Source organism: Pseudomonas sp. SMSB3 (genome assembly GCF_052041965.1).
Classification (GTDB): domain Bacteria; phylum Pseudomonadota; class Gammaproteobacteria; order Pseudomonadales; family Pseudomonadaceae; genus Aquipseudomonas.
Window position 1 is genome coordinate 83,601 of sequence record NZ_JBKGGV010000012.1, and the last position, 24,408, is coordinate 108,008.

The 24,408-nt window shown below is 64.2% G+C and carries 23 protein-coding genes; 11 read left to right on the forward strand and 12 right to left on the reverse strand.

Annotated features, from left to right (window positions below; translation table 11 throughout):
* Positions 1-51 precede the first annotated feature (51 nt).
* The 3 genes from ACLEJW_RS18660 to ACLEJW_RS18670 form a co-directional block, all read right to left on the reverse strand.
* A complete protein-coding gene (locus ACLEJW_RS18660) occupies positions 52-1,026 on the reverse strand; it encodes a serine/threonine protein kinase (protein WP_313295945.1) in 975 nt (324 codons plus the stop codon).
* A 77-nt stretch (positions 1,027-1,103) separates the two neighbouring features.
* On the reverse strand, positions 1,104-1,868 hold the full coding sequence (locus tag ACLEJW_RS18665; RefSeq protein WP_313455075.1) for a TOBE domain-containing protein: 765 nt from the start codon (positions 1,866-1,868) through the stop codon (positions 1,104-1,106).
* 26 nt (positions 1,869-1,894) lie between these two features.
* The gene (locus tag ACLEJW_RS18670) at positions 1,895-2,632 is read right to left on the reverse strand and encodes a ComF family protein (protein ID WP_313455077.1); all 738 of its coding nucleotides are present in this window, start codon (positions 2,630-2,632) and stop codon (positions 1,895-1,897) included.
* Positions 2,633-2,720: 88 nt separating this feature from the next.
* Between ACLEJW_RS18670 and bioB the strand changes: the two genes are divergently transcribed.
* The 9 genes from bioB (at position 2,721) to ACLEJW_RS18715 (ending at position 13,100) form a co-directional block, all read left to right on the forward strand.
* On the forward strand, positions 2,721-3,779 hold the full coding sequence (gene bioB, locus ACLEJW_RS18675; RefSeq protein ID WP_313295939.1) for a biotin synthase BioB: 1,059 nt from the start codon (positions 2,721-2,723) through the stop codon (positions 3,777-3,779).
* Position 3,780: 1 nt separating this feature from the next.
* The gene (bioF, locus tag ACLEJW_RS18680) at positions 3,781-4,953 is read left to right on the forward strand and encodes an 8-amino-7-oxononanoate synthase (protein WP_145183582.1); all 1,173 of its coding nucleotides are present in this window, start codon (positions 3,781-3,783) and stop codon (positions 4,951-4,953) included.
* On the forward strand, positions 4,946-5,677 hold the full coding sequence (locus ACLEJW_RS18685) for an alpha/beta fold hydrolase (RefSeq protein WP_313455081.1): 732 nt from the start codon (positions 4,946-4,948) through the stop codon (positions 5,675-5,677). The genes bioF and ACLEJW_RS18685 overlap by 8 nt, the downstream gene beginning before the upstream one ends.
* Complete coding sequence (gene bioC, locus ACLEJW_RS18690) at positions 5,670-6,488, forward strand: malonyl-ACP O-methyltransferase BioC (RefSeq protein WP_145183576.1); 819 nt, start codon at positions 5,670-5,672, stop codon at positions 6,486-6,488. The genes ACLEJW_RS18685 and bioC overlap by 8 nt, the downstream gene beginning before the upstream one ends.
* A 10-nt stretch (positions 6,489-6,498) precedes the next feature.
* The gene (bioD, locus tag ACLEJW_RS18695) at positions 6,499-7,179 is read left to right on the forward strand and encodes a dethiobiotin synthase (RefSeq protein WP_440778031.1); all 681 of its coding nucleotides are present in this window, start codon (positions 6,499-6,501) and stop codon (positions 7,177-7,179) included.
* Between the two features lie 124 nt (positions 7,180-7,303).
* Complete coding sequence (locus ACLEJW_RS18700) at positions 7,304-7,600, forward strand: pyrroloquinoline quinone biosynthesis protein PqqE (protein WP_313295930.1); 297 nt, start codon at positions 7,304-7,306, stop codon at positions 7,598-7,600.
* 301 nt (positions 7,601-7,901) lie between these two features.
* Positions 7,902-9,707 (forward strand): phenylacyl-CoA dehydrogenase, encoded by a 1,806-nt coding sequence (locus tag ACLEJW_RS18705; protein WP_440778032.1) that lies wholly within the window; start codon positions 7,902-7,904, stop codon positions 9,705-9,707.
* Between the two features lie 184 nt (positions 9,708-9,891).
* On the forward strand, positions 9,892-11,175 hold the full coding sequence (locus ACLEJW_RS18710) for a GGDEF domain-containing protein (RefSeq protein ID WP_145183564.1): 1,284 nt from the start codon (positions 9,892-9,894) through the stop codon (positions 11,173-11,175).
* 146 nt (positions 11,176-11,321) lie between these two features.
* Positions 11,322-13,100: an acyl-CoA dehydrogenase C-terminal domain-containing protein gene (locus ACLEJW_RS18715; RefSeq protein ID WP_313295926.1), complete on the forward strand. Its 1,779-nt coding sequence runs from the start codon at positions 11,322-11,324 to the stop codon at positions 13,098-13,100.
* Positions 13,101-13,337: 237 nt separating this feature from the next.
* On the opposite strand, the gene ACLEJW_RS18720 is transcribed toward ACLEJW_RS18715, so the two are convergent.
* A complete protein-coding gene (locus ACLEJW_RS18720) occupies positions 13,338-14,261 on the reverse strand; it encodes a LysR family transcriptional regulator (protein ID WP_313455089.1) in 924 nt (307 codons plus the stop codon).
* Positions 14,262-14,470: 209 nt separating this feature from the next.
* On the opposite strand from ACLEJW_RS18720, the gene ACLEJW_RS18725 reads away from it, so the two are divergent.
* Positions 14,471-15,751 carry an aspartate aminotransferase family protein gene (locus ACLEJW_RS18725; protein ID WP_313455091.1) on the forward strand — a complete coding sequence of 427 codons (1,281 nt, stop codon included), beginning with the start codon at positions 14,471-14,473 and terminating at the stop codon, positions 15,749-15,751.
* A 139-nt stretch (positions 15,752-15,890) separates the two neighbouring features.
* Positions 15,891-16,049, forward strand: a complete 159-nt coding sequence (locus ACLEJW_RS18730) for a YqaE/Pmp3 family membrane protein (RefSeq protein WP_145183552.1) — start codon at positions 15,891-15,893, stop codon at positions 16,047-16,049.
* A 44-nt stretch (positions 16,050-16,093) separates the two neighbouring features.
* On the opposite strand, the gene ACLEJW_RS18735 is transcribed toward ACLEJW_RS18730, so the two are convergent.
* From ACLEJW_RS18735 to ACLEJW_RS18770, 8 genes are all read right to left on the reverse strand, one after another.
* Complete coding sequence (locus ACLEJW_RS18735; protein WP_440778033.1) at positions 16,094-17,917, reverse strand: prolyl oligopeptidase family serine peptidase; 1,824 nt, start codon at positions 17,915-17,917, stop codon at positions 16,094-16,096.
* Entirely contained in the window at positions 17,883-19,031 is a 1,149-nt protein-coding gene (gene pqqE / locus ACLEJW_RS18740) for a pyrroloquinoline quinone biosynthesis protein PqqE (protein WP_313295920.1), read from the reverse strand. The genes ACLEJW_RS18735 and pqqE overlap by 35 nt, the downstream gene beginning before the upstream one ends.
* A complete protein-coding gene (gene pqqD / locus ACLEJW_RS18745) occupies positions 19,003-19,278 on the reverse strand; it encodes a pyrroloquinoline quinone biosynthesis peptide chaperone PqqD (protein WP_145183544.1) in 276 nt (91 codons plus the stop codon). Before pqqD ends, pqqE begins: the two co-directional genes overlap by 29 nt.
* A complete protein-coding gene (gene pqqC / locus ACLEJW_RS18750; RefSeq protein WP_178108296.1) occupies positions 19,275-20,012 on the reverse strand; it encodes a pyrroloquinoline-quinone synthase PqqC in 738 nt (245 codons plus the stop codon). The genes pqqD and pqqC overlap by 4 nt, the downstream gene beginning before the upstream one ends.
* A 27-nt stretch (positions 20,013-20,039) precedes the next feature.
* Positions 20,040-20,951: a pyrroloquinoline quinone biosynthesis protein PqqB gene (gene pqqB / locus ACLEJW_RS18755; RefSeq protein WP_440778034.1), complete on the reverse strand. Its 912-nt coding sequence runs from the start codon at positions 20,949-20,951 to the stop codon at positions 20,040-20,042.
* A gap of 78 nt (positions 20,952-21,029) precedes the next feature.
* Positions 21,030-21,101, reverse strand: coding sequence for a pyrroloquinoline quinone precursor peptide PqqA (pqqA, locus tag ACLEJW_RS18760; RefSeq protein ID WP_003243383.1), 72 nt, complete (start codon positions 21,099-21,101; stop codon positions 21,030-21,032).
* Positions 21,102-21,267: 166 nt separating this feature from the next.
* Positions 21,268-23,544 carry a pyrroloquinoline quinone biosynthesis protein PqqF gene (gene pqqF / locus ACLEJW_RS18765; protein WP_313455098.1) on the reverse strand — a complete coding sequence of 759 codons (2,277 nt, stop codon included), beginning with the start codon at positions 23,542-23,544 and terminating at the stop codon, positions 21,268-21,270.
* Positions 23,545-23,603: 59 nt separating this feature from the next.
* Complete coding sequence (locus ACLEJW_RS18770) at positions 23,604-24,398, reverse strand: carbon-nitrogen hydrolase family protein (protein ID WP_145183531.1); 795 nt, start codon at positions 24,396-24,398, stop codon at positions 23,604-23,606.
* Positions 24,399-24,408: the final 10 nt, after the last annotated feature.

Sequence of the window (24,408 nt, forward strand, 5' to 3'; positions counted from 1 at the left end):
AGTCCTTGCTCAGTGAAGCGAGGCCTATTGTAGACAGAGCCGCACCTGCTTCTAGAACAATTTCAGCGGTTCTTCATCCAGCGCTGCCAACTGTTCGCGCAGGGCCAGGATCTGGTCGCCCCAATAGCGCGGCTGGCCGAACCACGGAAAGCTCGGCGGGAATGCCGGATCGTCCCAACGCCGGGCCAGCCAGGCGCTGTAGTGCAACTGACGCAGGGCGCGCAGCGGTTCGATCAAGGCCAGTTCGCGTGGGTCGAAGTCGTGAAACTCGTTGTAGCCATCGATCAGCTCGGCCAACTGCCCCAGGCGCTCCTCGCGGCTGCCGGCGAGCATCATCCACAGGTCCTGCACGGCAGGGCCCATGCGGCAGTCGTCGAGATCGACCACGTGATACACCTCGTCGCGGTGCATGAGGTTGCCCGGGTGCAGGTCGCCGTGCAGGCGGATGATCTGGTGCGGCGTGCGCGCGTAGGCCGCTTCAACGCGCTTGAGCAGATCGCGGGCTACCGACTCGAAGGCAGGCAGCAGCTCCTTGGGCACGAACCCGCCTTCGAGCAAGGTGTCGAGCGAAGCATGGCCAAAGTTGTCCACAGCCAGTGCCTCGCGGTGCTGGAACGGGCGCGCCGCGCCTACCGCATGCAGGCGGCCGAGCAGTTGGCCAAGGCGGTACAGTTGATCGAGGTTGCCCGGTTCCGGCGCATGCCCGCCGCGCCGGGGAAACAGCGCGAAGCGAAAGCCCTTGTGTTCGAACAGTGACTGCCCGGCATGCTGCAACGGTGCTACTACCGGGACCTCGCACTCGGCCAGCTCGGCGGTGAACTGATGCTCTTCGCCGATCGCCGCATCGCTCCAACGACCGGGCCGGTAGAATTTGGCGATCAGTGGCTGAGCGCCTTCGATACCCACCTGATACACGCGGTTCTCGTAACTGTTCAGCGCCAGCACACGGGCGTCACTGAGAAAGCCCAGGCTCTCGACGGCGTCGAGCACCAGGTCGGGGGTCAAGGTAGCGAAGGGGTGAGACATGGAAGCTCCGGAAAATGGCGGCATTCAGGCATGGTACCGCATGTGGCGTAGTACGGCTGGCAGCCCGACGCCAGCACCTAGACCGGCACGCCCAGCAACACGGCGTCAGGGTGAAATTGCACCTTGAGCCTGGCGCCTTCATTGATGTCACGTTGCGCCAGCCACTGTGCATCGGCGAACGCACAGAGTGTCTGGCCGTTTTCCAGCAGCACCCGTACTTCGCCTTGGCCTTCTGCATCAGTGGCAATTGCCGCGACCGTGGCGTCGAGCAGGTTGGCGTCCGTTGTTGCGCCGTCCTGCGCCATCAGCAGATGCACCCAACCGGCCTTGAGCAGCGCCACCACCGTGCGACCGCAGTGCAGTTCCAGACGCGCAGTGCTGTCTGGGGTGATCAAGGCTGCTATCTGCAGGCCACCGGCCAGCGCCAGGCTGATGCGGTCATACCGCCCTTGGTGCTCGATGGCGATCACCTGGCCCTGCAACTGGTTGCGGGCGCTGGTGCGCAGCATCAAGCGGCCGAGCAGATCGAGATCGCTGGCGTGCTCGGCGGCATCGAGGATCTGCGCCTGCAGTGCCTGGATCTTTTGATACAGACGCAGCACCCGCTGCCCCTCGTCCGACAATCTCGCACCGCCGCCGCCGCGTCCTCCAGTGCTGCGTTCGACCAAGGCCTGATTGGCGAGGTTGTTGAGCTCGTCGATGGCATCCCACGCCGCCTTGTAGCTGATACCAGCAGCCTTGGCGGCGCGGGTGATCGAGCCTTGCTCGGCGATGTGCTGGAGCAGCGCGATGCGCTGCGGGCGGCGGGCGATATGCTGGGTAAGCGGGGCGGGCAGGGACATGATGGCGCCTATCTGAAACTGACCCATCAAGCTTGCCCCGGTTTTGCCGTGCGTGCCAGGCAATACACATCGACCCTGCGCGCGCCGGCCTCACGCAACAGCTGTGCAATGGTTTGCGCAGTGGCTCCGGTGGTCATCACGTCATCGACGATGGCCACATGCCGATCCGCAAATTCAGCTTCGCCGCTCAGGGCGAAGGCCTGGCGCAGATTGCCGCGCCGAGCCTTGGCGTTCAGCCGCTGTTGCGCAGGCGTGTCACGGGAACGCAGCAGCCACTGCTCTTTGCAGTCGATCTGCACGGCCTTGGCCAGCCAGCGGGCCAGCATGCCAGCCTGATTGAAACCCCGCTCGCGCAGGCGCCGTCTCGACAGTGGCACGGGTATCAACAGTTGCGGCCTGGCCAGGCCTTCCGCATAGCGGTGCCGCAGATTCAGGCCCAGCAGTTCTGCCAACAGGCGGCCCAGCGGCCACTGGCTGCGGTGCTTGAAACGGCTGATCATGGTGTCCAGGGCGAAGCCATAGCGCCAGGGCGCCACGACCTGCTCGAAGGCCGGCGGCCGGCGGCTGCATTGCCCACAGGTCAGGCCTGCCATCGGCAGGGGCAGGGCGCAGCGCAGGCAATACTCATCGAGCCAGGGCAGTTCCTGTTCGCAGGCTACGCACAGCGGGTAAGGCTGCTGGGCGGATTCGCCGCACAACAAACATGAGTGGTTAATATTTAAACACTTGTAAACCAGCGACTTTAACCAAGGTTGACAGTTCATAAGCCTTCCATGACTATGCGAGCAATCCGTGATGCGCTGAACGGCATTGCTGCTCGGCGCCAGCTACAGCCTAAACAAGGAAACACCGATGAGCGCCAGCACAACTGCAACAACACGTCACGACTGGTCCCTGGCCGAGGTCAAGGCGCTATTCCAGCAGCCCTTCAACGACCTGTTGTTCCAGGCGCAGACCGTGCACCGCGCGCACTTCGATGCCAATCGCGTGCAGGTGTCGACGCTGCTGTCGATCAAGACCGGTGCCTGTCCTGAAGATTGCAAATATTGTCCACAGTCCGGCCACTACAACACCGGTCTGGAAAAGCAGAAGCTGATGGAAGTGCAGAAGGTGCTCGAAGAGGCGGCCCGGGCCAAAGCCATCGGCTCGACGCGCTTCTGCATGGGCGCTGCCTGGAAACACCCCTCTGCCAAGGACATGCCGTACGTGCTGGAAATGGTCAAGGGCGTCAAAGCCATGGGCCTGGAAACCTGCATGACCCTCGGCAAGCTCGACCAGGAGCAGACCCTGGCCCTGGCTGACGCCGGATTGGATTACTACAACCACAACCTCGACACCTCACCTGAGTTCTACACCAGCATCATCACCACGCGGACCTACAGCGAGCGTCTGCAGACCCTCGCTTATGTGCGTGAAGCCGGCATGAAAATCTGCTCCGGTGGCATCCTCGGCATGGGTGAGTCGCTGGACGATCGCGCAGGCTTGCTGATCCAGTTGGCCAATCTGCCCGAACACCCCGAATCGGTGCCGATCAACATGCTGGTGAAAGTCGCCGGCACGCCCCTGGCCAACGAGCAGGATGTCGACCCCTTCGACTTCATTCGCATGCTGGCCGTGGCTCGCATCCTGATGCCCAAGTCGCACGTGCGGCTGTCGGCTGGCCGTGAGCAAATGAACGAGCAGATGCAGGCGCTGGCCTTCATGGCCGGGGCCAACTCGATTTTCTACGGCGAGAAGCTGCTGACCACCGCCAACCCGCAAGCCGACAAAGACATGCAACTGTTCGCCCGCCTGGGCATCAAGCCCGAAGCGCGTGAAGAGCATGCCGACGAAGTGCATCAGGCGGCCATCGAGCAGGCCGTGGTGGAGCAGCGCAGCACCGCCCTGTTCTACGACGCAGCATCGGCCTGAGATGGCCTTCGATCTGGCCGCGCGCCTGGCCGAACGGCGCGCGGCTGACCTGTACCGGCAGCGACCGCTGCTGCAGAGCCCGCAAGGCCCCGAGGTGGTGGTCGATGGCCAGGCGTTGTTGGCGTTTTGCAGCAACGACTACCTGGGCCTGGCCAACCACCCGCAGGTGATCGCGGCCTGGCAGGACGGTGCCGCGCGCTGGGGCGTCGGTGGCGGCGCGTCGCATCTGGTGATCGGTCACAGCGCGCCGCACCACGCCGTGGAAGAAGCCCTGGCCGAGCTCACCGGACGCCCCCGTGCGCTGCTGTTTTCCACCGGCTACATGGCCAACATCGGCGCGATCACTGCCCTGCTGGGGCAGGGCGATACGGTGCTGCAGGATCGCCTGAATCATGCCTCGCTGCTCGACGGCGGATTGCTCAGCGGCGCGCGGTTCAGCCGCTACCTGCACAATGACCCGAGCAGCCTGGCCAAGCGTCTGGAAAAAGCCTGCGGCAATACCCTGGTGGTGAGCGATGGGGTGTTCAGCATGGACGGCGATCTGGCCGACCTGCCGGGCTTGGCTGCTGTGGCGCGAGCGCGTGGTGCCTGGCTGATGGTCGACGACGCTCACGGCTTCGGCACCCTGGGTGCGCAGGGCGCGGGCATCGTCGAGCACTTCGGCCTGGGTATCGATGACGTGCCGGTGCTGATCGGCACCCTGGGCAAGGCGTGTGGCACCGCTGGCGCCTTCGTCGCCGGCAGCGAAGAGCTGATCGAGGCGCTGGTGCAATTCGCCCGGCCGTACATCTATACCACCAGCCAACCGCCGGCGCTGGCCTGCGCCACCCTCAAGAGCCTCGAGCTGCTGCGCCGCGAAACCTGGCGCCGCGAGCATCTGGCCGGGTTGATCGGGCAATTTCGCGAGGGCGCGGCGCGCCTGGGGCTTGCGCTGATGGACAGCCCGACGGCGATCCAGCCGATCCTGATCGGTGACAGCGCCAAGGCCCTGAAGCTCTCGCAGTTGCTGCGCAAGCGCGGGCTGCTGGTGACCGCCATTCGTCCGCCGACCGTGCCGGTTGGTGGTGCGCGTTTGCGCGTGACCCTCAGTGCAGCGCACAGCGAGGCGCAGGTGCAGCTATTGTTGAATGCATTGGCCGAGTGTTATCCACAACTGGAGGCCGCCGATGCGTAATCGTTTGATCCTTCTACCCGGCTGGGGACTGGGCAGCGCCGCCCTCGAGCCATTGGCCGCCAGCTTGCGCGCACAAGATCCGCGCCTGCAGGTCGAGCTGGCGGCGTTGCCGGAACTGGCCGACGCCGATGTGCAGGCGTGGGTCGACTACCTGGACCGCAAGTTGCCCAGCGATGCCTGGCTGGGCGGCTGGTCGTTCGGCGGCATGCTGGCCAGCGAGCTGGCACGCAAGCGTGGCGATCATTGCTGCGGCCTGCTCACCCTGGCCAGCAACCCGAGCTTCGTTGCCCGCAGCGACTGGCCGCACGGCATGGCCGAAGATACCTTCGGCACGTTTGTCGACGGCTGCCGCAGCCATACCTCAGTGACCCTCAAGCGTTTTCGCAGTTTGTGCAGCGACGGCGCCTTGCAACCGCGCACGCTCCTGCGTCAGTTGGGCATCGGGGTGCCCGACACCGACCCGCTGTACCTTGGCACGGGGCTCGAGGTGCTGGCCATGCTCGACACCCGAGAGGCCTTGCAGGCCTATGCCGGGCCGCAGTTGCATCTGTTTGCCGGCAGCGACGCGCTGGTGCCGGCGGAGGCGGCCAAGGCCTTGAGCGAGCTGCTGCCGGACGTCGAGGTCGGGCTGGTCGAAGACAGTTCCCACGCTTTCCTGTTGGAGTATCCCCAGGAGCTGGCGGCGGGCATCAAGAATTTCCTGCATGAGAGTGGCGATGACTGATCTATCCCGTCCGACCCTGCCTGGCAGCCTGCCGGACAAGCGCCAGGTGGCGGCTTCGTTTTCCCGGGCAGCCGCCAGTTATGACAGCGTCGCCGCCTTGCAGCGCGCGGTCGGTATCAGCCTGCTGGAGCAGTTGCCTGGCGACCTGGCACCGCAGCGCTGGCTCGACCTGGGCAGCGGCACCGGGCATTTCAGCCGCGTACTGGACGAGCGCTTCGACCAGGCCTGCGGCGTTGCGCTAGACATCGCCGAGGGCATGTTGCATCACGCCCGCAACCGGCGCGGCGGCGCTCGCCACCATGTGGCCGGCGACGCCGAGCGTCTGCCGCTGCGGGCAGCCTGCGTCGACCTGGTGTTCAGCAGCCTGGCCGTGCAATGGTGCGACCAGCTCGCGGCAGTGCTCGACGAAGCCCAACGGGTCTTGCGTCCAGGTGGGGTACTGGCATTCAGCAGCCTGTGTGTCGGTACCCTGGATGAACTGCGGGCCAGTTGGCAGGCGGTCGATGGCCTGGTGCATGTCAATCGTTTCCGCCGCTTCGAAGACTATCAGCGCCTGTGCGCGGCCAGTGGCTTGCAGACGCTCGTTCTGCGGCGTGAGGCGCAGGTGCTTTACTACCCCGACGTGCGCAGCCTGACCCATGAACTCAAGGCCCTCGGCGCTCACAACCTCAACCCTGGCCGGCCGGCGGGTCTGACCGGCCGGGCGCGCATGCTGGGCCTGATGCAAGCCTACGAAGCGTTTCGCCAGCCCCAGGGGCTGCCGGCTACCTATCAAGTGGTCTATGGTGTGCTGCGCAAGCCACAGGCATGAGAGGAGCGACATGAGCCAGGCCTATTTCATCGCCGGGACCGACACCGACGTGGGCAAGACCACCATCGCCGCCGGGCTGCTGCATGCCGCACGCGTTCAAGGGCTCAGCACCCTGGGCGCCAAGCCGGTGGCCTCGGGTTGCACGATGACCGCCAAGGGACTGCGCAACAGCGATGCCCAGGCATTGATCGATGAAAGCTCGATCAAGCTGAGCTACGAACAGATCAACCCGTTCGCCTTCGAGCCGGCCATCGCGCCCCACGTGGCAGCCCGCGAAGCCGGTATCGCGCTGGAGGTCGCGGCGCTGGCCAAGGCCATGGTGCACGTGCTCGCACAGCAAGCGGACTTCACCCTGATCGAAGGCGCAGGCGGTTGGCGTGTACCGCTGTCCAATCATGCCAATCTGTCGGACCTCGCCATTGCCTTGCAGCTACCGGTGATTCTGGTGGTGGGCGTGCGCCTTGGCTGTATCAACCATGCGCTGCTCAGCGCCGAGGCGATTGCTCGCGACGGGCTGCAATTGGCCGGTTGGGTGGCGAACATCATCGAACCGAAAACCTCGCGCCTTGAAGAGAACCTGGCCAGCTTGGCAGAGCGGCTGCCGGCGCCGTGCCTGGGTCGTGTGCCCAAGCTCAGACAAGCATCGGCAGACGCCGTGGCGGCATACCTGCAACTCGACCTGCTCGATTGAGCAGCGCAGAAATACCTGTGGCCTATCAGGTGGCAAGGTGCCATTAGAGATTTAAACGGGCCTTTTCGACCCAGGCCTGTTTTAATTGGCTCCTGTTCCCATCCAGATGCATTGGAGTTGTGACATGGAAATCACCGGCAGCACCGCGTATCACGCGGGCCTCAACGCGATCTACAACGGCCAGAACCGCGTCGATCAGGCCGCCGGCCAGATCGCCAACGCGTCGGTCGAACGCGCCGCCACCAGCCAGTCCAGCGACTTCCAGGCAGAACGCCTGCGCGGTGTCGACCGCAGCCAGCAGATGGACCTTGCCACCAGCACCGTCGAGCTGGCCTTGGGTAAAGCCCAGGTAGAGATTGGTGTCAAAGCTGCCAAGGCTTCCGACGAAATGCTCGGTCGTTTCATCGACACCTACGCCTGAACCCGCTCAGCTCTCAGTTTCTCTTGCCGCAGCGCGTTTGCCTGTAAATGCCCTAGCACGGATGCCGATGGCGTCTTGCGCCGAGGCGTTTGCCGGCGAGCGCGCTCATCTCTAGCTATTGCCGGCCGCTTGGCGACGCTGGCAGAAATGCCCTCTTGCGCAGCATAAATGGCACCATAGTCCCTGCTTGACATCGGGCGGTGCTAAACGTAAGTTTCAAACAACTGTTTGACCGAAAGCCACTCAAGAGCTGGTCGGTATCAGCGGCCCCTTACCGAACTCATCACAGAGGTTCATCGCAATGCCTGATTACAAAGCCCCCTTGCGTGATATTCGTTTCGTGCGCGACGAGCTGCTCGGCTACGAGGCGCATTATCAGAGCCTGCCGGGTTGTCAGGACGCCACCCCCGACATGGTTGACGCCATCCTGGAAGAAGGCGCGAAATTCTGTGAGCAGGTGCTGGCGCCACTGAACCGTGTCGGTGACCAGGAAGGCTGCACCTGGAGCGAGTCGGGGGTGAAAACCCCTACCGGCTTCAAGGAGGCCTACCAGCAGTTCGTCGAGGGTGGCTGGCCAAGCCTGGCCCATGACGTCGAGCATGGCGGCCAAGGCCTGCCAGAGTCGCTGGGCCTGGCCCTGAGCGAAATGGTCGGCGGCTCGAACTGGTCGTGGGGCATGTACCCAGGTTTGTCCCATGGCGCGATGAACACCATCTCCGCCCACGGTACCGACGAACAGCAGCACACCTACCTGACCAAGCTGGTTTCCGGCGAGTGGACCGGCACGATGTGCCTGACCGAGCCACACTGCGGCACCGATCTCGGCATGCTGCGTACCAAGGCCGAGCCGCAGGCCGACGGCAGCTACAAGGTTACCGGCACCAAGATCTTCATCTCGGCCGGTGAACACGACATGGCCGACAATATCGTGCACATCGTGCTGGCGCGCCTGCCCGATGCACCGGCAGGTACCAAAGGGATCTCACTGTTCATCGTGCCGAAGTTCCTGCCCAATGCCGAAGGCGGCGTAGGTGAGCGCAATGGCGTGACCTGTGGCTCGATCGAGCACAAGATGGGCATCCACGGCAACGCGACCTGCGTGATGAACTTCGACGCTGCCACCGGCTATCTGATTGGCCCAGCCAACAAAGGCCTGAACTGCATGTTCACCTTCATGAACACGGCGCGCCTGGGTACTGCCCTGCAGGGCCTGGCCCACGCCGAAGTGGCCTTCCAGGGCGGCTTGAAATATGCCCGCGATCGCTTGCAGATGCGTTCGCTGACCGGCCCCAAGGCCCCGGACAAGGCCGCCGACCCGATCATCGTCCACCCCGACGTGCGCCGTATGCTGCTGACCATGAAAGCCTTCGCCGAAGGTAATCGGGCCATGGTGTACTTCACTGCCAAGCAGGTCGATATCGTCAAGTACAGCCAGGATGAAGAAGAGCGCAAGAAAGCCGACGCGCTGCTGGCCTTCCTCACCCCGATCGCCAAGGCGTTCATGACCGAAGTGGGCTTCGAAGCCGCCAACCACGGCGTGCAGATCTATGGCGGCCATGGTTTCATTGCCGAGTGGGGCATGGAGCAGAACGTGCGCGACAGCCGCATCTCCATGCTGTACGAAGGCACGACCGGCATCCAGGCGCTGGACCTGCTCGGCCGCAAGGTGCTGATGACCCAGGGTGAAGCGCTCAAGGGCTTCACCAAGATCGTGCACAAGTTCTGCCAGGCGCAGGAAGGCAACGAGGCGCTCAGAGAATTTGTCACGCCGCTCAACGCCCTGAACAAGGAGTGGGGCGAGCTGACCATGAAAGTGGGCATGGCGGCCATGAAAGACCGCGAAGAAGTGGGCGCGGCCTCGGTGGATTACGTGATGTACTCCGGCTACGCCTGCCTGGCCTACTTCTGGGCCGACATCGCGCGCCTGGCGGCCGAGAAACTGGCGGCCGGCACCAGCGAAGAAGCGTTCTACACCGCCAAGCTGCAGACCGCGCGCTTCTACTTCCAGCGCATCCTGCCGCGTACCCGCGCCCATGTGGCGACCATGCTGTCGGGTGCAAACAACCTGATGGACATGAAGGAAGAAGACTTCGCCCTGGGCTACTAAGCCCGGCAGGTTGGCTTCGAATCAACGCCGCTCCTTGTGAGCGGCGTTTTTTTTTGCACGCAACAAAGCTCAAGCGAGACGGGTTGACGGCCGTTAACCCAGCCATGCACTCATCTATTCACGTGTGCTGCCGATGAAGTAGAGGCACAATGCTATTATTGATCTACAGGGTCGGAGATTACCCTTGTTTCGTCTAAACGCTGTACGCGCAAGCCACTTCCTGCCGTCGCTGATTCTGCTGCTGGCCGGGCTTGCGGCGGCTTACGTGAGGGACCTCAACGTCTTCTTCACGTCACTGTTCAATGTCTTGCCGACCTTGGTGCTGCTGTTGGGCGGTGCCTACTGCGCCGTGTACCGCCGCCAGCGCGAACTGTTCTTGATGGTCACGGTGTACATCGCTTACTTCCTGCTCGACACCCAGACCGATTTCTATCGCGACAATGGCCGTGTGCGCGAGGATGCGGCGGTGATCTTTCATCTGGTCTGCCTGCTGTTGCCCGCGCTCTACGGCCTGTTCGGCGCCTGGCAGGAACGCACCCACCTGGCTCAGGACCTGCTCGCCCGCTTCGCTGTACTGTTCGCCGTCGGCGGGGTGGCCGTGGCGCTCGAGCAGAGCTACCCGGATGCGTTGCTGGCCTGGCTGGCCGAGATTCGCTGGCCGTCCCTGCACGGCCAGTGGATGAGCCTGATCCAGATGGCCTACCCGCTGTTTCTGCTGATCTTCGTCCTGCTGATCGTGCAGTACCTGCGCGAACCCCGGCCGTTGCATGCGGCACAGTTGATCGGCCTGGTCGGGATCTTCTGGATGTTGCCCAAGACCTTCATCCTGCCGTTCACCCTGAACATCATGTGCAGCCAGGTCATGCTGATGATCGCGGCGGCGGTGTCCCATGAGGCCTACCAGATGGCGTTTCGTGACGAGTTGACCGGCTTGCCCGGCCGCCGCGCCCTAAACGAACGCATGCAGCGATTGGGGCGCAACTATGTGATCGCCATGACCGATGTCGACCACTTCAAGAAATTCAACGATACCCATGGCCATGATGTCGGCGACCAAGTGCTGCGCCTGGTCGCCAGCCGCCTGTCCAAGGTCACCGGCGGCGGGCGCGCCTACCGTTACGGCGGCGAGGAGTTCGCCCTGGTGTTCGCCGGCAAGACGGCTGAGGAGTGCGTGCCGCATGTCGAAGCGGTGCGCGAGATGATCGCCAACTACACCATGCACCTGCGCGACCAGAACAGCCGCCCGCAAGATGACAGCGCCGGCCGCCAGCGCCGCAGCGGCAGCGCCAGCGGTACGGTTTCGGTCACCATCAGCATTGGCGTCGCCGAGCGGCAGTCGGACCATCGCAATCCCGAGCAAGTGCTCAAATCCGCCGACCAGGCGCTGTACAGCGCCAAGAGCGCGGGGCGCAATTGCGTCATGGTTCACGGCCGCCAAGCCCAGCGCGGAGCGGTACGGATGGCGTGACCGGGCTTGACTGATAGGTCACGTGATGACCCTATGTCTCGCAAAAGTTGTTCGGTTACACTGGATTCAATGCCGGGTCAGCGACCCGAGCCCCTGCCCAGTGCTGCGGTCCATCGACCGCCTGACCCGACCAGCGAGAGGTTGTCATGGCTGACTATAAAGCGCCCCTGCGCGACATGCGCTTCGTACTGAATGAAGTCTTCAACGTGGCCGAGCTGTGGGCGCAGTTGCCTGCGCTGGCTGAGGCGGTCGACGTGGAAACCGCCCTGGCGGTGCTCGAAGAAGCCGGCAAGGTCACCAGCAAAAGCATCGCGCCGTTGAGCCGCGCGGCCGACGAAGAAGGCTGCCACTGGGACAATGGCGCCGTGCGCACGCCGGCTGGCTTCATCGAGGCCTACACCACTTACGCCGAAGGCGGTTGGGTGGGTGTGGGCGGTGATCCGCAGTTCGGCGGCATGGGCATGCCCAAGGCGGTTTCTGCCCAGGTCGAGGAAATGGTCAACGCTGCCAGCCTGGCTTTTGGCCTGTACCCGATGCTGACGGCGGGCGCCTGCTTGTCGATCAATGCCCATGGGAGTGAGGCGCTGAAGGAAAAATACCTGCCCAACATGTATGCCGGTGTCTGGGCCGGCTCCATGTGCCTGACCGAGCCGCACGCGGGCACCGACCTGGGCATCATCCGCACCAAAGCCGAACCCCAGGCCGATGGCAGCTACAAGGTGACGGGAACCAAGATCTTCATCACCGGCGGCGAGCACGACCTGACCGAGAACATCATCCACCTGGTGCTGGCCAAGCTGCCGGATGCACCGGCTGGCCCCAAAGGCATCTCGCTGTTCCTGGTGCCGAAATTCCACGTCAATGATGATGGCAGCCTCGGTGCACGCAACCCGGCGACTTGCGGCTCGATCGAGCACAAGATGGGTATCCAGGCCTCGGCCACCTGCGTGATGAACTTCGACGACGCGGTCGGCTACCTGGTGGGCGAGCCGAACAAGGGCCTGGCGGCGATGTTCACCATGATGAACTACGAGCGCCTGGGGGTTGGCATTCAAGGCCTGGCGTCGGCCGAGCGCTCTTATCAGAACGCGGTGGAGTACGCCCGCGAGCGCTTGCAGAGCCGCGCACCGACCGGCCCACAGGCCAAGGAAAAAGCTGCCGACCCGATCATCGTGCACCCGGATGTACGGCGCATGCTGTTGACCATGAAGGCGCTCACCGAAGGCGGTCGGGCGTTTTCCACCTATGTCGCCATGCAGCTCGACAGCGCCAAGTTCAGTGAAGACGCCACCACGCGCAAGCGCAGCGAGGAGCTGGTGGCACTGTTGACCCCCGTGGCCAAGGCGTTTCTCACCGACCTGGGCCTGGAATGCACCGTCCACGGCCAGCAGGTGTTCGGCGGTCATGGTTACATCCGCGAGTGGGGCCAGGAACAACTGGTGCGCGATGTGCGTATCACCCAGATCTACGAAGGCACCAACGGCATCCAGGCGCTCGACCTGATGGGGCGCAAGGTGGTGGCCTCCGGTGGTGCGTTCTACCGGCTGTTCTCTGACGAGATTCGCCAGTTCATCGCCGCCTGCCATGGCGATATGACGGAGTTCGCAACGCCCCTGGGCCGCTATCTCGATCAGCTCGACGGTTTGACCGAATGGGTACTGGAGCAGGCCAAGGGCAACCCGAACGAAATCGGCGCGGCCTCGGTGGAATACCTGCACGCCTTCGGCTATGTGGCTTACGCCTACATGTGGGCATTGATGGCACGCGCCGCATTGGCTGGCCAGGGCGATGAGGCGTTCTACTCGGCCAAATTGGGCACGGCACGGTTCTATTACGCGCGCCTGTTGCCGCGCGTGACGTCCTTGGCCGCATCGGTACAGGCAGGCAGCGAGTCGCTGTATCTGCTAGCGGCCGAGCAGTTCTGAAGGCGTTTGTGAATGGCTGCTGTTTGTAAGCTTTTTCCTACACTGCGTGGTGACTTTTCGCCACTGGTGTCAGATTGGATCCACGGTTAATCTTTCTCACATGGACGTTGCGCAGGAAGCGCAAAGGACAGAACAGGGACAACGAAGGATTTCCTGCCAGGAAGGCGGGGCGATAGGGATGTCATAGGGAAACAGTCTAGAGAACCCCGCTTCGGCGGGGTTTTCTTCGTCTGCGCTTCAGCCAGGCACGTCGCGCGCTGGCGCACTGGGCGACCGGGTGTGGGTTTCTTCCTCCAGCAAGGTGCGCAGCAACTCGACCGAGGCCTGCTGACGCTGTGCGTCACGAAACACCAAGCCCACTTGCAGCGGCACGCGCGGCTCGCTCAGCGGTTTCCACAACAAGCCCTGGTCATCTTCAGCGGCATCCTTGGCCCGGCCGGGCAGGATAGTCGCCAGCGCCGTATGCGACAGGCTGTCGAGAATACCTGCCATGTTGTTCATCTCTGCCTGCACCTGTGGCCGTCGGCCCTGGCTGGCCAGCTGTTCTTTCCAGATCTGCCGGATCTGAAATTCCTCGCCCAGCATCAACATCGGCAATTCGGCCGCCTGGCGAATCGAGACCTTTTTGAAGTCCTTCAAGGGATGACCGTCGGGGATGACCAGCTGCAACTCGTCTTCGTACAGCAGCAGTCCATGCAGCCCCGGCTGGCGCGGGGGCAGGTAACTGATGCCGATGTCGAGGTTGCCGCTGAGCAGGCGCCGTTCGATTTCAAGCCCCGACAACTCGTAGATCTGCACCACCAGATGCGGTTGCGCCTTGCGCACGCGTTCAAGTAACTGCGGCACCAGGCTCGGCCTTACCGTTTGCAGCACGCCGATGGCCAGGGTGCGCAGTGACTGGCCCTTGAAGTTGCGCATGGCTTCATGGGCACGTTGCAGGCCATCGAGCAGAGGCACCGCGTGGTTGTACAGGGTATGGGCCGCCAAGGTCGGTAACAGGCGCTTGTTGCTGCGCTCGAAGAGGCTGAGGTCCAACCCATGTTCCAGCTGGCGGATCTGTTGTGAAAGCGCTGGTTGCGACAGTGATAGGCGCTCGGCGGCACGGCCGACGTGGCCTTCTTCATAAACCGCGACGAAATAACGCAGTTGGCGGAAATCCATAACTGATACTTATTGAAAAAGCTGGGAAATCGAAATGGCCGCGTGAGCCGCTGCGCCCTAGTCTATCGCCGTATTCCAATGGGTTACAGCGTTAGACCCGGCTGTTCGTTACCGATTCGACAACGCTCTTTTGATAGGCAAGACAGAATTAATCAGCGCCGGCGCCAAGACCGGGCCTTGGTTACCCCTACCGTGAGTTTGGAGCCTCGATGAACCTGTTCAAACTGCGCCGTTCGGCTGCCGTTACCGTGGCCGAGGCTCGGCGCGCGCCTGTGAGCCCCGTGGCGACGCCGTCACACCCGGCCCAGCGCCTGCTGGCCGGCGCCGAGCGCCAAGCGCAGGTGTTCGTACGCGGTCAGGGCTCGTGGTTGTGGGACGATGCCGGGCATGCTTATCTGGATTTCAATCAGGGCGGCGCCGTCAACAGCCTTGGCCACAGCCCGGCCGTACTGAGCAAGGCGTTGAGCGAGCAAGCCCAGGCGTTGATCAACCCTGGCGCCGGCTACCTCAACCGCGAGCTGCTGACCTTGGTCGAGCGCCTCTGCCAAAGCACCGGCAGCGATCAGGCCTACCTGCTCAACAGCGGCGCCGAGGCTTGCGAAGGGGCAATAAAGCTGGCGCGCAAGTGGGGCCAACTGCACCGCAACGGCGCCTATCACATCATCACCGCCAGCCAAGCCTGCCATGGCCGCAGCCTGGGTGCGCTCTCGGCCTCCGATCCGCTGCCGTGCAAGCGCTGCGAGCCTGGCTTGCCGGGCTTCAGCAAGGTGCCGTTCAATGACCTGGCAGCGCTGCATGCCGAGGTCGACTCGCGTACCGTGGCGATCATGCTCGAACCGATCCAGGGCGAAGCCGGCGTGATTCCAGCGACCCGCGAGTACCTTCAGGGGGTGGCAAAGCTCTGCCGCGAATTGGGCATCCTGTTGATCCTCGATGAAGTGCAGACCGCTATCGGCCGTTGCGGTGCGCTGCTGGCCGAGCATAGCTACGGCGTGCGGGCCGACATCATCACCCTCGGCAAGGGCTTGGGCGGTGGCGTGCCGCTGGCGGCCCTGCTGGCCCGCGGCAACGCCTGCTGCGCCGAGCCTGGCGAGCTGCAGGGCAGCCACCATGGCAATGCTCTGATGAGCGCTGCGGGCCTGGCAGTGCTGGACACGGTTCTCGAGCCAGGCTTCTTCGAGCGCGTGCAGGACAGCGGCCGCCATTTGCGTGACGGCTTGAGCCGTCTGGCCGGCCGCTACGGCCAGGGCGAGGTACGCGGCCAGGGCCTGCTGTGGGCAATGCAGCTTCAGGACAACCTGGCCCCCGCCCTGGTCGATGCAGCCATGCACGAAGGCCTGCTGCTCAATGCCGTGCAGCCCGACGTACTGCGTTTCTCACCGGCGTTGACGGTGAGCAAGGGCAACATCGACGAGATGCTGCTGCGCCTGGCCCGTGCCTTCGCCCGGCTGCACACCCTGCAACAGGCCCGGCGCGACATGCCGGCCTGATCAAAGCTTTCTACGAACCGTCTGGCGTTATTGCGCATCGCCCCTGGCCTGTTTCATTCGGCCAGGGGCGTTTTTTTGCCTGTGGAACCTCTGCACGGCGCGGCGAGTCTCTGTTGTAACCCCTACAGGAGAGAGCCCCATGGACTTCATTCGCATCATCATCGCCATCATTCTTCCGCCATTGGGCGTGTTTCTGCAGGTAGGGTTTGGCGGGGCCTTCTGGCTGAATATTCTGCTGACCTTGCTGGGCTATATCCCAGGCATCATCCATGCGGTGTACATCATCGCCAAACGCTAGATCTGGGTTTGACCGGTAGCGGGCAGGCTGGCTTGCCCGCTACCTTACTGGCGCAGCGCGCGGCAATAGAACTTCCATTCCCGTTCCAGCGCATCGGCCAGGTTCACGGCCTTGCGAAAGCCATGGCGCTCCTCCGGGTAGAAATGCCCTTCTGCCTCGATGCCATTGGCCTGCAACGCCGTCAGCATCGAGCGGGTCTGCTCAGGGACTACCACTGCGTCCAACTCACCTTGGAAGAAAATCACCGGCACCTGGATCCGCGCTGCATGCAGCAGCGGCGTGCGCTGACGATAGCGCTCGGCATCCTGCTGCGGGTCGCCGATCAGCCAGTCCAGGTAATCCCCTTCGAACTTGTGTGTAGCCTTGGCCAGGGAAAGTGGATCGCTGACCCCGTACAGGCTGGCACCAGCGCTAAATACCTGGCTGAAGGCAAGGGCGCACAGGGTGGTGTAACCGCCAGCACTGCCACCGCGAACGAAGGCTTTGCTTGGGTCGATCAACCCCCGTGCGCCCAGGTGCTCGACCACGGCGCACGCATCCTCGACATCGCTCACACCCCACTGCAGGTGCAGCGCCTGGCGATAGTCTCGTCCATAGCCAGTGCTGCCGCGGTAATTCAGATCAGCGACGGCGAAGCCGCGTTGGGTCCAGAACTGGATGCGTGGATCGAGCACCGGGTAACAGGCTGAGGTCGGGCCCCCATGGATGAACACCACCAAGGGCGTGGGGCCGTCGCTGGCCGCTGCGGGGTAGAAGAAACCGTGTGCCAAGGCGCCTGCGCTTGGGTAGCACAGCGGCTGCGGCAGGCTGATGCGGCCGGCGGGCAGCACCTCGGCGCCACCGGCAAGGACGCTGACTTCGTGGCTAGCACGGCCGATGCGGATGACTGCCGGCGGGCTGATCGGCGATGCGGCGATGGCGTAGATATGCGCGTCATCGGCCGCCAGGCTGCGAAAGCGAGTGTAGGCGCTGGCGTACTGCACCACGCGTCCGTCGGCGTCGCGCAGCCCCAGCTGCCCCACGCCATCGACGAACCACGTGGCCAGGTAGTCTCGCGGACCTGCTGCCAGCCAAGTGCTCGCGCCCATTTGCCAAGGCGCCGCGGCGTGGTCGGCGAGCTCGGCAGGCAGCGCTTGCCAGCGGCCGTCGACCTCGCCCCATGGCTGCCAAAAGCCGTTGCGGTCCGACAGGCAATACAACCGGCTCTCGTGGTCGAAGCGCGGCTGCTGCAGGGACTCGTCGGCAGCCGCGATGCACTCGCTGGCACCCCAGCGCCCATGGCTATCGCGCAGCCGGCACATTAGCCGGGTCACGGTCCAGGGCTGCGCCGGGCGGTCCCATTCGATCCAGGCCAGGCGCTGGCCATCGCTGCTGACGGTCGGTGCCGCGTAGAAGTCGGCGCCCTCGGCCAGCACCTCACGGGCCCCTTGAGCGATGGCCACCAGGCGATGCTCGACCTGCTCGCCATGGCACTCCTCCACGGCTAGAACCCTGCCGTCGTGCCATTGCACATCGCCGTAGCGGCAGTCGCTGCGCGCGGTCAGTGCGCGTGGCGGTGCGCCGTCGAGCGGCTGAGTGTAGAGCTGTTGGTCACTTTCGTTGACGAACACTACCCCAACGCCACCCAGGCAGAAGCTGCCGCCGCCGTATTCATAGACGCGGCTGCGCACACTGAAGCCGTCAGGGGTCAGGCAGCGCGCCTGCTGCTGCTGCCAGTGCCAGATGCGACAGGCGCCGTCGGCAGGTCGGAATTCGACCCAGAACAGGCCATCGGCACTGAGCTTGAGCTCGGCGAAGTCGGTGCCGGCAGCGACGGCCTGGGCGGCGCTGAACTCAGCCGCGGGCGATGACACGGGAGTTTCGCTCATTGCGGAAGGTCATCTGTTCAATGGCGAGATCGGCGGTTTGCGCCTGCTCGCGAGCCTCAAGGATGATGCCGTGGTCGGGCGACTTGGCGCACACCGGGTCGGCCTTGCTGGCATCGCCGGTGAGCATGAAGGCCTGACAGCGGCAACCGCCGAAGTCCTTTTCCTTTTCGTCGCACGAGCGGCACGGCTCGGGCATCCAGTCATAACCGCGGAAACGGTTGAAACCGAACGAGTCGTACCAGATGTGCCGCAGATCATGATCACGGACGTTGGGAAACTGCACCGGCAACTGGCGCGCGCCGTGGCAGGGCAGGGCGGTGCCGTCGGGGGTGATGGTCAGGAACAGACTGCCCCAGCCGTTCATGCAGGCCTTGGGGCGTTCCTCGTAGTAGTCGGGGGTGACGAAGATCAACTTGCAAGGGCTGCCCGCTGCCTTGAGCTTGGCACGGTACTCGTTGGTGACCTGCTCGGCGCGCTCGAGCTGCTCGCGGGTGGGCAGCAGGCCCAGGCGATTGAGATGCGCCCAGCCGTAGAACTGGCAGGTGGCGAGTTCGACGAAATCCGCTTCGAGGGCGATGCACAGCTCGATGATGCGGTCGATCTTGTCGATGTTGTGCCGATGGGTGACGAAGTTCAGCACCATGGGGTAACCGTGGGCTTTCACCGCCCGGGCCATGGCCAGCTTCTGCGCGAAGGCCTTCTTCGAGCCGGCCAGCAGGTTGTTGACCTGCTCGTCGCTGGCCTGGAAGCTGATCTGGATATGGTCCAGCCCGGCCGCCTTGAAGTCGGCGATGCGCGCTTCGGTGAGGCCGATCCCCGAGGTGATCAGATTGGTGTAGAAACCCAGGCGGCGGGCTTCGCCGATCAACTCGGCAAGGTCCTGGCGCACCAGCGGCTCGCCCCCCGAGAAGCCAATCTGCGCCGCGCCCATTTCGCGGGCTTCGGCCATCACCTTGAACCACTGCGCGGTGCTCAGCTCCTGGCCCTGGGCGGCGAAGTCCAGCGGGTTGGAGCAATACGGGCACTGCAGCGGGCAGCGGTAGGTCAGCTCGGCCAGCAGCCACAGCGGCAGGCCGACCGGAACCTCAGGCGAGGGTGATCCAGTGCTCGGCACGGGCCACCTCCATGAATTGCTCGATGTCGTCAGCGACTTCCGGCACCTCGGGGAACTGCCCTTGCAGGTCGGCGATGATCGCCGCCACGTCGCGCTTGCCGTCGATCAGCCCACCGATCAGGCCGGCGCTGTCGTTGAGCTTGATCATGCCCTCGGGGTACAGCAGCACATGGCCTTGCTGCGCCGGCTCGTACTGAAAGCGGTAGCCGGGGCGCCAGCTCGGCACTTGTTTACGGTCGAAGCTCATAGCGCAATCCCCTTGTGCCATACCCGTTGCTGGGTGACGGTGTGATAAGGCGGGCGGTGCAGTTCGTAGGCCATGCTCATGGCATCGAGCATGCTCCAGAGAATATCCAGCTTGAACTGCAGGATCTCCAGCATACGCTCCTGGCCGGCGCGGGTGGTGTAGTGCTGCAAGGTGATCGCCAGGCCGTGCTCGACGTCACGCCGCGCCTGGCCCAGGCGGGTGCGGAAGTACTCGTAGCCGGCAGGGTCGATCCACGGATAGTGTTGCGGCCAGCTGTCCAGGCGCGACTGGTGGATTTGCGGCGCGAACAGCTCGGTCAGCGAGCTGCTGGCCGCTTCCTGCCAATTGGCGCGACGGGCGAAGTTGACATAGGCGTCCACGGCAAAGCGCACGCCTGGCAATACCAGTTCTTGCGAGCGCAGCTGCTCAGGCTCGAGGCCCACGGCCTGGCCGAGGCGCAACCAGGCTTCGATGCCGCCATCTTCACCCGGCGCGCCGTCGTGGTCGAGCAGGCGTTGAATCCACTCCCGGCGCACTTCACGGTCCGGGCAGTTGGCGAGAATCGCGGCATCCTTGAGCGGGATGTTGACCTGATAGTAGAAGCGATTGGCGACCCAACCCTGGATCTGCTCGCGGGTCGCACGCCCCTCGTACATCGCCACATGATACGGATGATGAATGTGATAAAAGGCGCCTTTGGCGCGCAGGGCCTGCTCGAACTCGGCAGGGGACATCGGCAGTGCGTCGCTCACGGCGCCTCCTTACAACTCGATGCTCATGCCGTCGAAGGCCACTTCGACGCCGCGGCGCTCGACTTCGGCGCGTTCGAGGGAGTCTTCATCGAGGATCGGATTGGTGTTGTTGATGTGGATGAGCACTTTGCGCTGGCGCGCGAAGCCGTCCAGCACTTCGAGCATGCCGCCCGCGCCGTTCTGCGCCAGGTGGCCCATTTCCCGGCCGGTACGTGTACCGACACCCCGGCGCTGCATTTCATCATCTTCCCAGAGCGTGCCGTCGACCAGCAGGCAGTCGGCGTCGTGCATCATCTGCAGCAGCGCGTCATCGACCTGGCCGAGCCCTGGGGCATAGAACAGCTTGCCACCGGTGCGCGTGTCTTCGACCAGCAGGCCGAGGTTGTCGCCCGGATGCGGGTCGAAACGGTGCGGCGAATAAGGCGGCGCGGCGCTGCGCAGCGGGAATGGGGTGAACCTGAGGTTCGGGCAGGCGGGGATGACGAAACTGCCTTCGAGCTCGATGCGGTTCCACTGCAAGCCACCGTTCCAGTGGCTGAGCATGGTGAACAGCGGGAAACCTGTGGTCAGGTCCTGATGGACCATGTCGGTGCACCACACCGGGTGCGGGCAGCCCTCACGCAGGCTGAGCAGGCCCGTGGTGTGGTCGATCTGGCTGTCGAGCAGGACGATCGCATCGATACCCGTGTCGCGCAGGCCACGGGCCGGCTGCATGGGGGCGAACGCCTGGAGCTGGGCGCGGATATCGGGCGATGCGTTGCACAGTATCCAGTGCTCGCCGTCGTCGGACAGGGCAATGGAGGACTGGGTGCGTGCCGTGGCGCGCAAGGTGCCGTCGCGATAGCCCTTGCAGTTGACGCAGTTGCAGTTCCACTGCGGGAAACCACCACCGGCGGCGGAACCGAGAATCTGGATGTACATGGCCGCTCCGTGTGCGAAATACCGAAGATGAAAACGACGACGCCCCGGCGAGCCGAGGCGTCGAACCGCAAGCAGGGCTTAGCGGTTGGCGAAGTACATGGTCACTTCGAAGCCGATACGCAGGTCAGTGTAGGCAGGTTTGGTCCACATGGGCGTTCTCCTTCTTGCTGGATGGGGGGTTCAACTAAGCATTGGGCGCCGCCTGGAACGGTAGGTTCCCTTGGCGGAGATAGCGTTATCTTACAAGAAATTTTTGTACCGAAAGGTTAATTGTTTGATAAGCGCCCTTGCGCCAAACGTAACAATCGACCTGTCGTCAGTGCCATGCAGGGTCGGGCGCGGCGCAGTTGGCCAGACACAGCCAGGCGCAGTGCTCGCTCTGCAGGTAGCTTAGCAGGCCATCCAGGTCAGCTTGCTGGGTATTCAGGATAGTCTGCTGCAGCGCGGGAAGGTCGGCGGGCTGCGAGCCCAGGTGGCATTGCCAAGCCCATTCCGCGACCTCTGGATTGGCCATCGCCGGCTCGGCGAACTGCTCGGCCAGTTGCTGGCGTGCCTGAACATCTAGCGTCACGCCTTGGCCCAGCAAGGCGCACAGATGATCGAGGATCTCGACCTGACCGGCGTGCGGGGATTGCACGCCAAACAGCAGACCGTCGACACCCTCGACCTGACGAAAAGCACTGAAAACGGCGTAGCCCAGTTGCAGCTCGACCCGCAGGCGTTGGTAGACCGGCCCTTGCAAGTGTTGCGCGAGCAGGCGACCACTGCCTTGCACAGCGGGGGGCAGGGCGCAGAACAGCAGCAGGGCGTTTTCACTGCCGGGCACGTGGGCATGCTGCCAACGGCGACCCGGCCAGCGGGGCGCAGGCGAAGGCGCGCCCGCGTGGCCGGGACAGTTTTGCAGCACTGCGCTCAGTGCCTGGACGGCGCTGGGGTCGAAGCCCACGGCCAAACCCTGCCAGCGGCTGTGTCGCCAGGTACCGTCGAGCAGTGCCTGGTCGAGCGGCCCCGGCGGGTTGGCCAGCGGGGCAGCGCCAAGCACGGCGTCCGGCAAGCGCTCGAGCAGTGCTCTGATCGGTATCAGAGCGGGGTCATCGTTTGCCGGTTGCTGCCAGCTGTTCGGCGCCTGCACCACGGCCAGGGCTTCTTGCGTGGCCCGTAGCACCGCTGCCGGATGGCCGGCACAGCGCAATTGCCAGAAGTCGCCGATCGCACTGAATCGCAGGTGTACCGAGGCTTGTTCACAGCGCGCCTGCAAGGGCTGCAAGGCTTGCGCCAGCATAGCCTGCAGCCGATGGTCCGCTGCCGGCAGTTGCCAGCGCAGGTACAGCGCAGCGAACTGCCGGGTAGCCGGCAGCAGGTCACTGATCCACAGCCCATGCGGCTTGTGCACCCTGCGCGCAGCGGGCAGAGGGTCGAGCATCAGCGGGTCGGCGTCTGGCAACTGCCAGCTGCCATAAGTCGATCGGGGCAGCTGTTCGAGCAGTAGGCAGAGCGCGTTGCGGCCTTGAGCATCCAGTGCGGCAAATGGCAGACCGGCGCAGTCGCGGCGGGCCAGGTCCAGGGCGGTGGCGCTGCGTTCGTGGCGTTGCTGCAGGCTGGCGAAGGCGTTGGCAAGAAGCTCCACTGGAACTTGGCGCAGATAGTCGAACCAACCCTGCAACAGCCTCGACGCCTCTTCAGCATCGGCCTGCGGGCTCAGCTTCAGATCGATATGCCAGTACAGCTGCCCGGCGAAGGCGTACAGTTTTTCTATCGCGAACCCTCTCAGCCAGCCGCGGCGCTGCAGGGCATCCAGCCAACTGCCGGGTCGGGTGTCGCGCAGGTTCGCCAGCAGCAGTTCAAGTGCCTGTTCCGCGCCATCGGGCAAGCCTTCGTGGGCGAATGACCATGGCTGCGAGCAAGCTAATGGCGGTGGCACGCTTTGCGGCCGCCTGGTACCCGCCTCGAACCTGCCGCCGTACTGCCTGCCAAGTTGCTCCAACTCATCCAGCGATTGCGGCCCGCACAGGCTCAGGGTGATCTGGCCAGCCTGATAAAAGCGCTGGTGAAAGCCGTTCAGGGCTTGCTGGAACGCCTCATTGTTCAGCGGCAACGAATACCGGTTACCCGCGTGAAACGCCCGCAGCGGATGCTCGCCCGTCAACGCCTGCAACAGCGCGAACTGCTGCTGAGCCTGCGGGTTGCGCGACCAGGCAATGAACTCCGCGTGGATCACCTCCCGTTCGCGACGTTGACGCGCGATGCCCAGGTCGGGCTCGGCCAGCATCTGACACAAGCGCTCCAGGCCGCCGGCCAATGCTGCAGGCGGCGTTTCGAAGAAAAAGTCGGTGGTGCGTTCGCGGGTACTGGCGTTGACCTGGCCGCCAAGCGCCTGCACATAGCGCATCAGGCCGTCGTGCAGCGGGAAGCGCTCGGTGCCGAGAAAGAACAGGTGCTCGAGGAAGTGCGCCAGGCCCGGCCAGCGGGGCGAAGCGTCGTGGCTGCCAGCCTGCACCCGCAGGGCTGCCGCCGAGCGCTTGAGTCGCGAGGCCTGACGCAGCTTCAGCGTCAGGCCGTTGGGCAGGATGAGGTGGCGGGTAGGGTCGGGCATGGCAACTCCAGGGCAGGCGTTCATGCTAACCCATTTGCCAGGTGCGCCTGGGGCAGCGGTCAGTTTTTCAGCCAGTGCAGCTCGCGGCGCAGGTCAGTGAGATAGGGAAACGCCTCGCGGCCGCGCCGGACCTGTTCGTGTTCGAGCTGCGCGAGCAACTGGCATTCGTCCCGCCCGGCCATGGCCAGCAGGCTGCCGTCTGGCCCGACGATACTGCTCTGCCCGCAGTAGTGGATATCGCCCTCGGCACCGCAATAGTTGGCGTACACCAGGTAGCACTGGTTCTCCTGGGCCCGCGAGCGCACGGTTACCTGGCAGACGAAATCGTAGGGCTCCATGTTGGCGGTCGGCACCAGGATCAGTTCGGCACCGGCCAGCGCCAGGCGCCGGGCGTTTTCCGGGAACTCGATGTCGTAGCAGATCAGCAGGCCGATCTTCCAGCCCTCCAACTCCACCACCGGAAAGTGATCGGCGCCGGCACTGAACATGGCCCGGTCCAGCTCGCCGAACAGGTGCGTCTTGCGGTAGTTGCACAGGCTGCGGCCGTGCTGATCGATCAGTTGCACGCTGTTATGGATCGCCCCGTCCGCGGCCCGCTCGGGGTAGCCATAGACGATGGCGAGCGCGTGCGCCTGGGCGATCTCGGCCACCGCCATGGCCGAGGGGCCGTCGTTGGCTTCGGCAAGCCGCCGCACGTTGCTCAGGCCGATGTTGTAGCCGCTCAGGAACATCTCCGGGCACACCAGCACCCGTGCACCGCCCTCTGCCGCCCGTTGTGCCTGCTCGCGCAGGCGTTGCACGTTGCCGGCTACATCCAGCGGGTGAGGTGTGCCCTGGTACAGAGCGATACGCATGCGGCCTCCT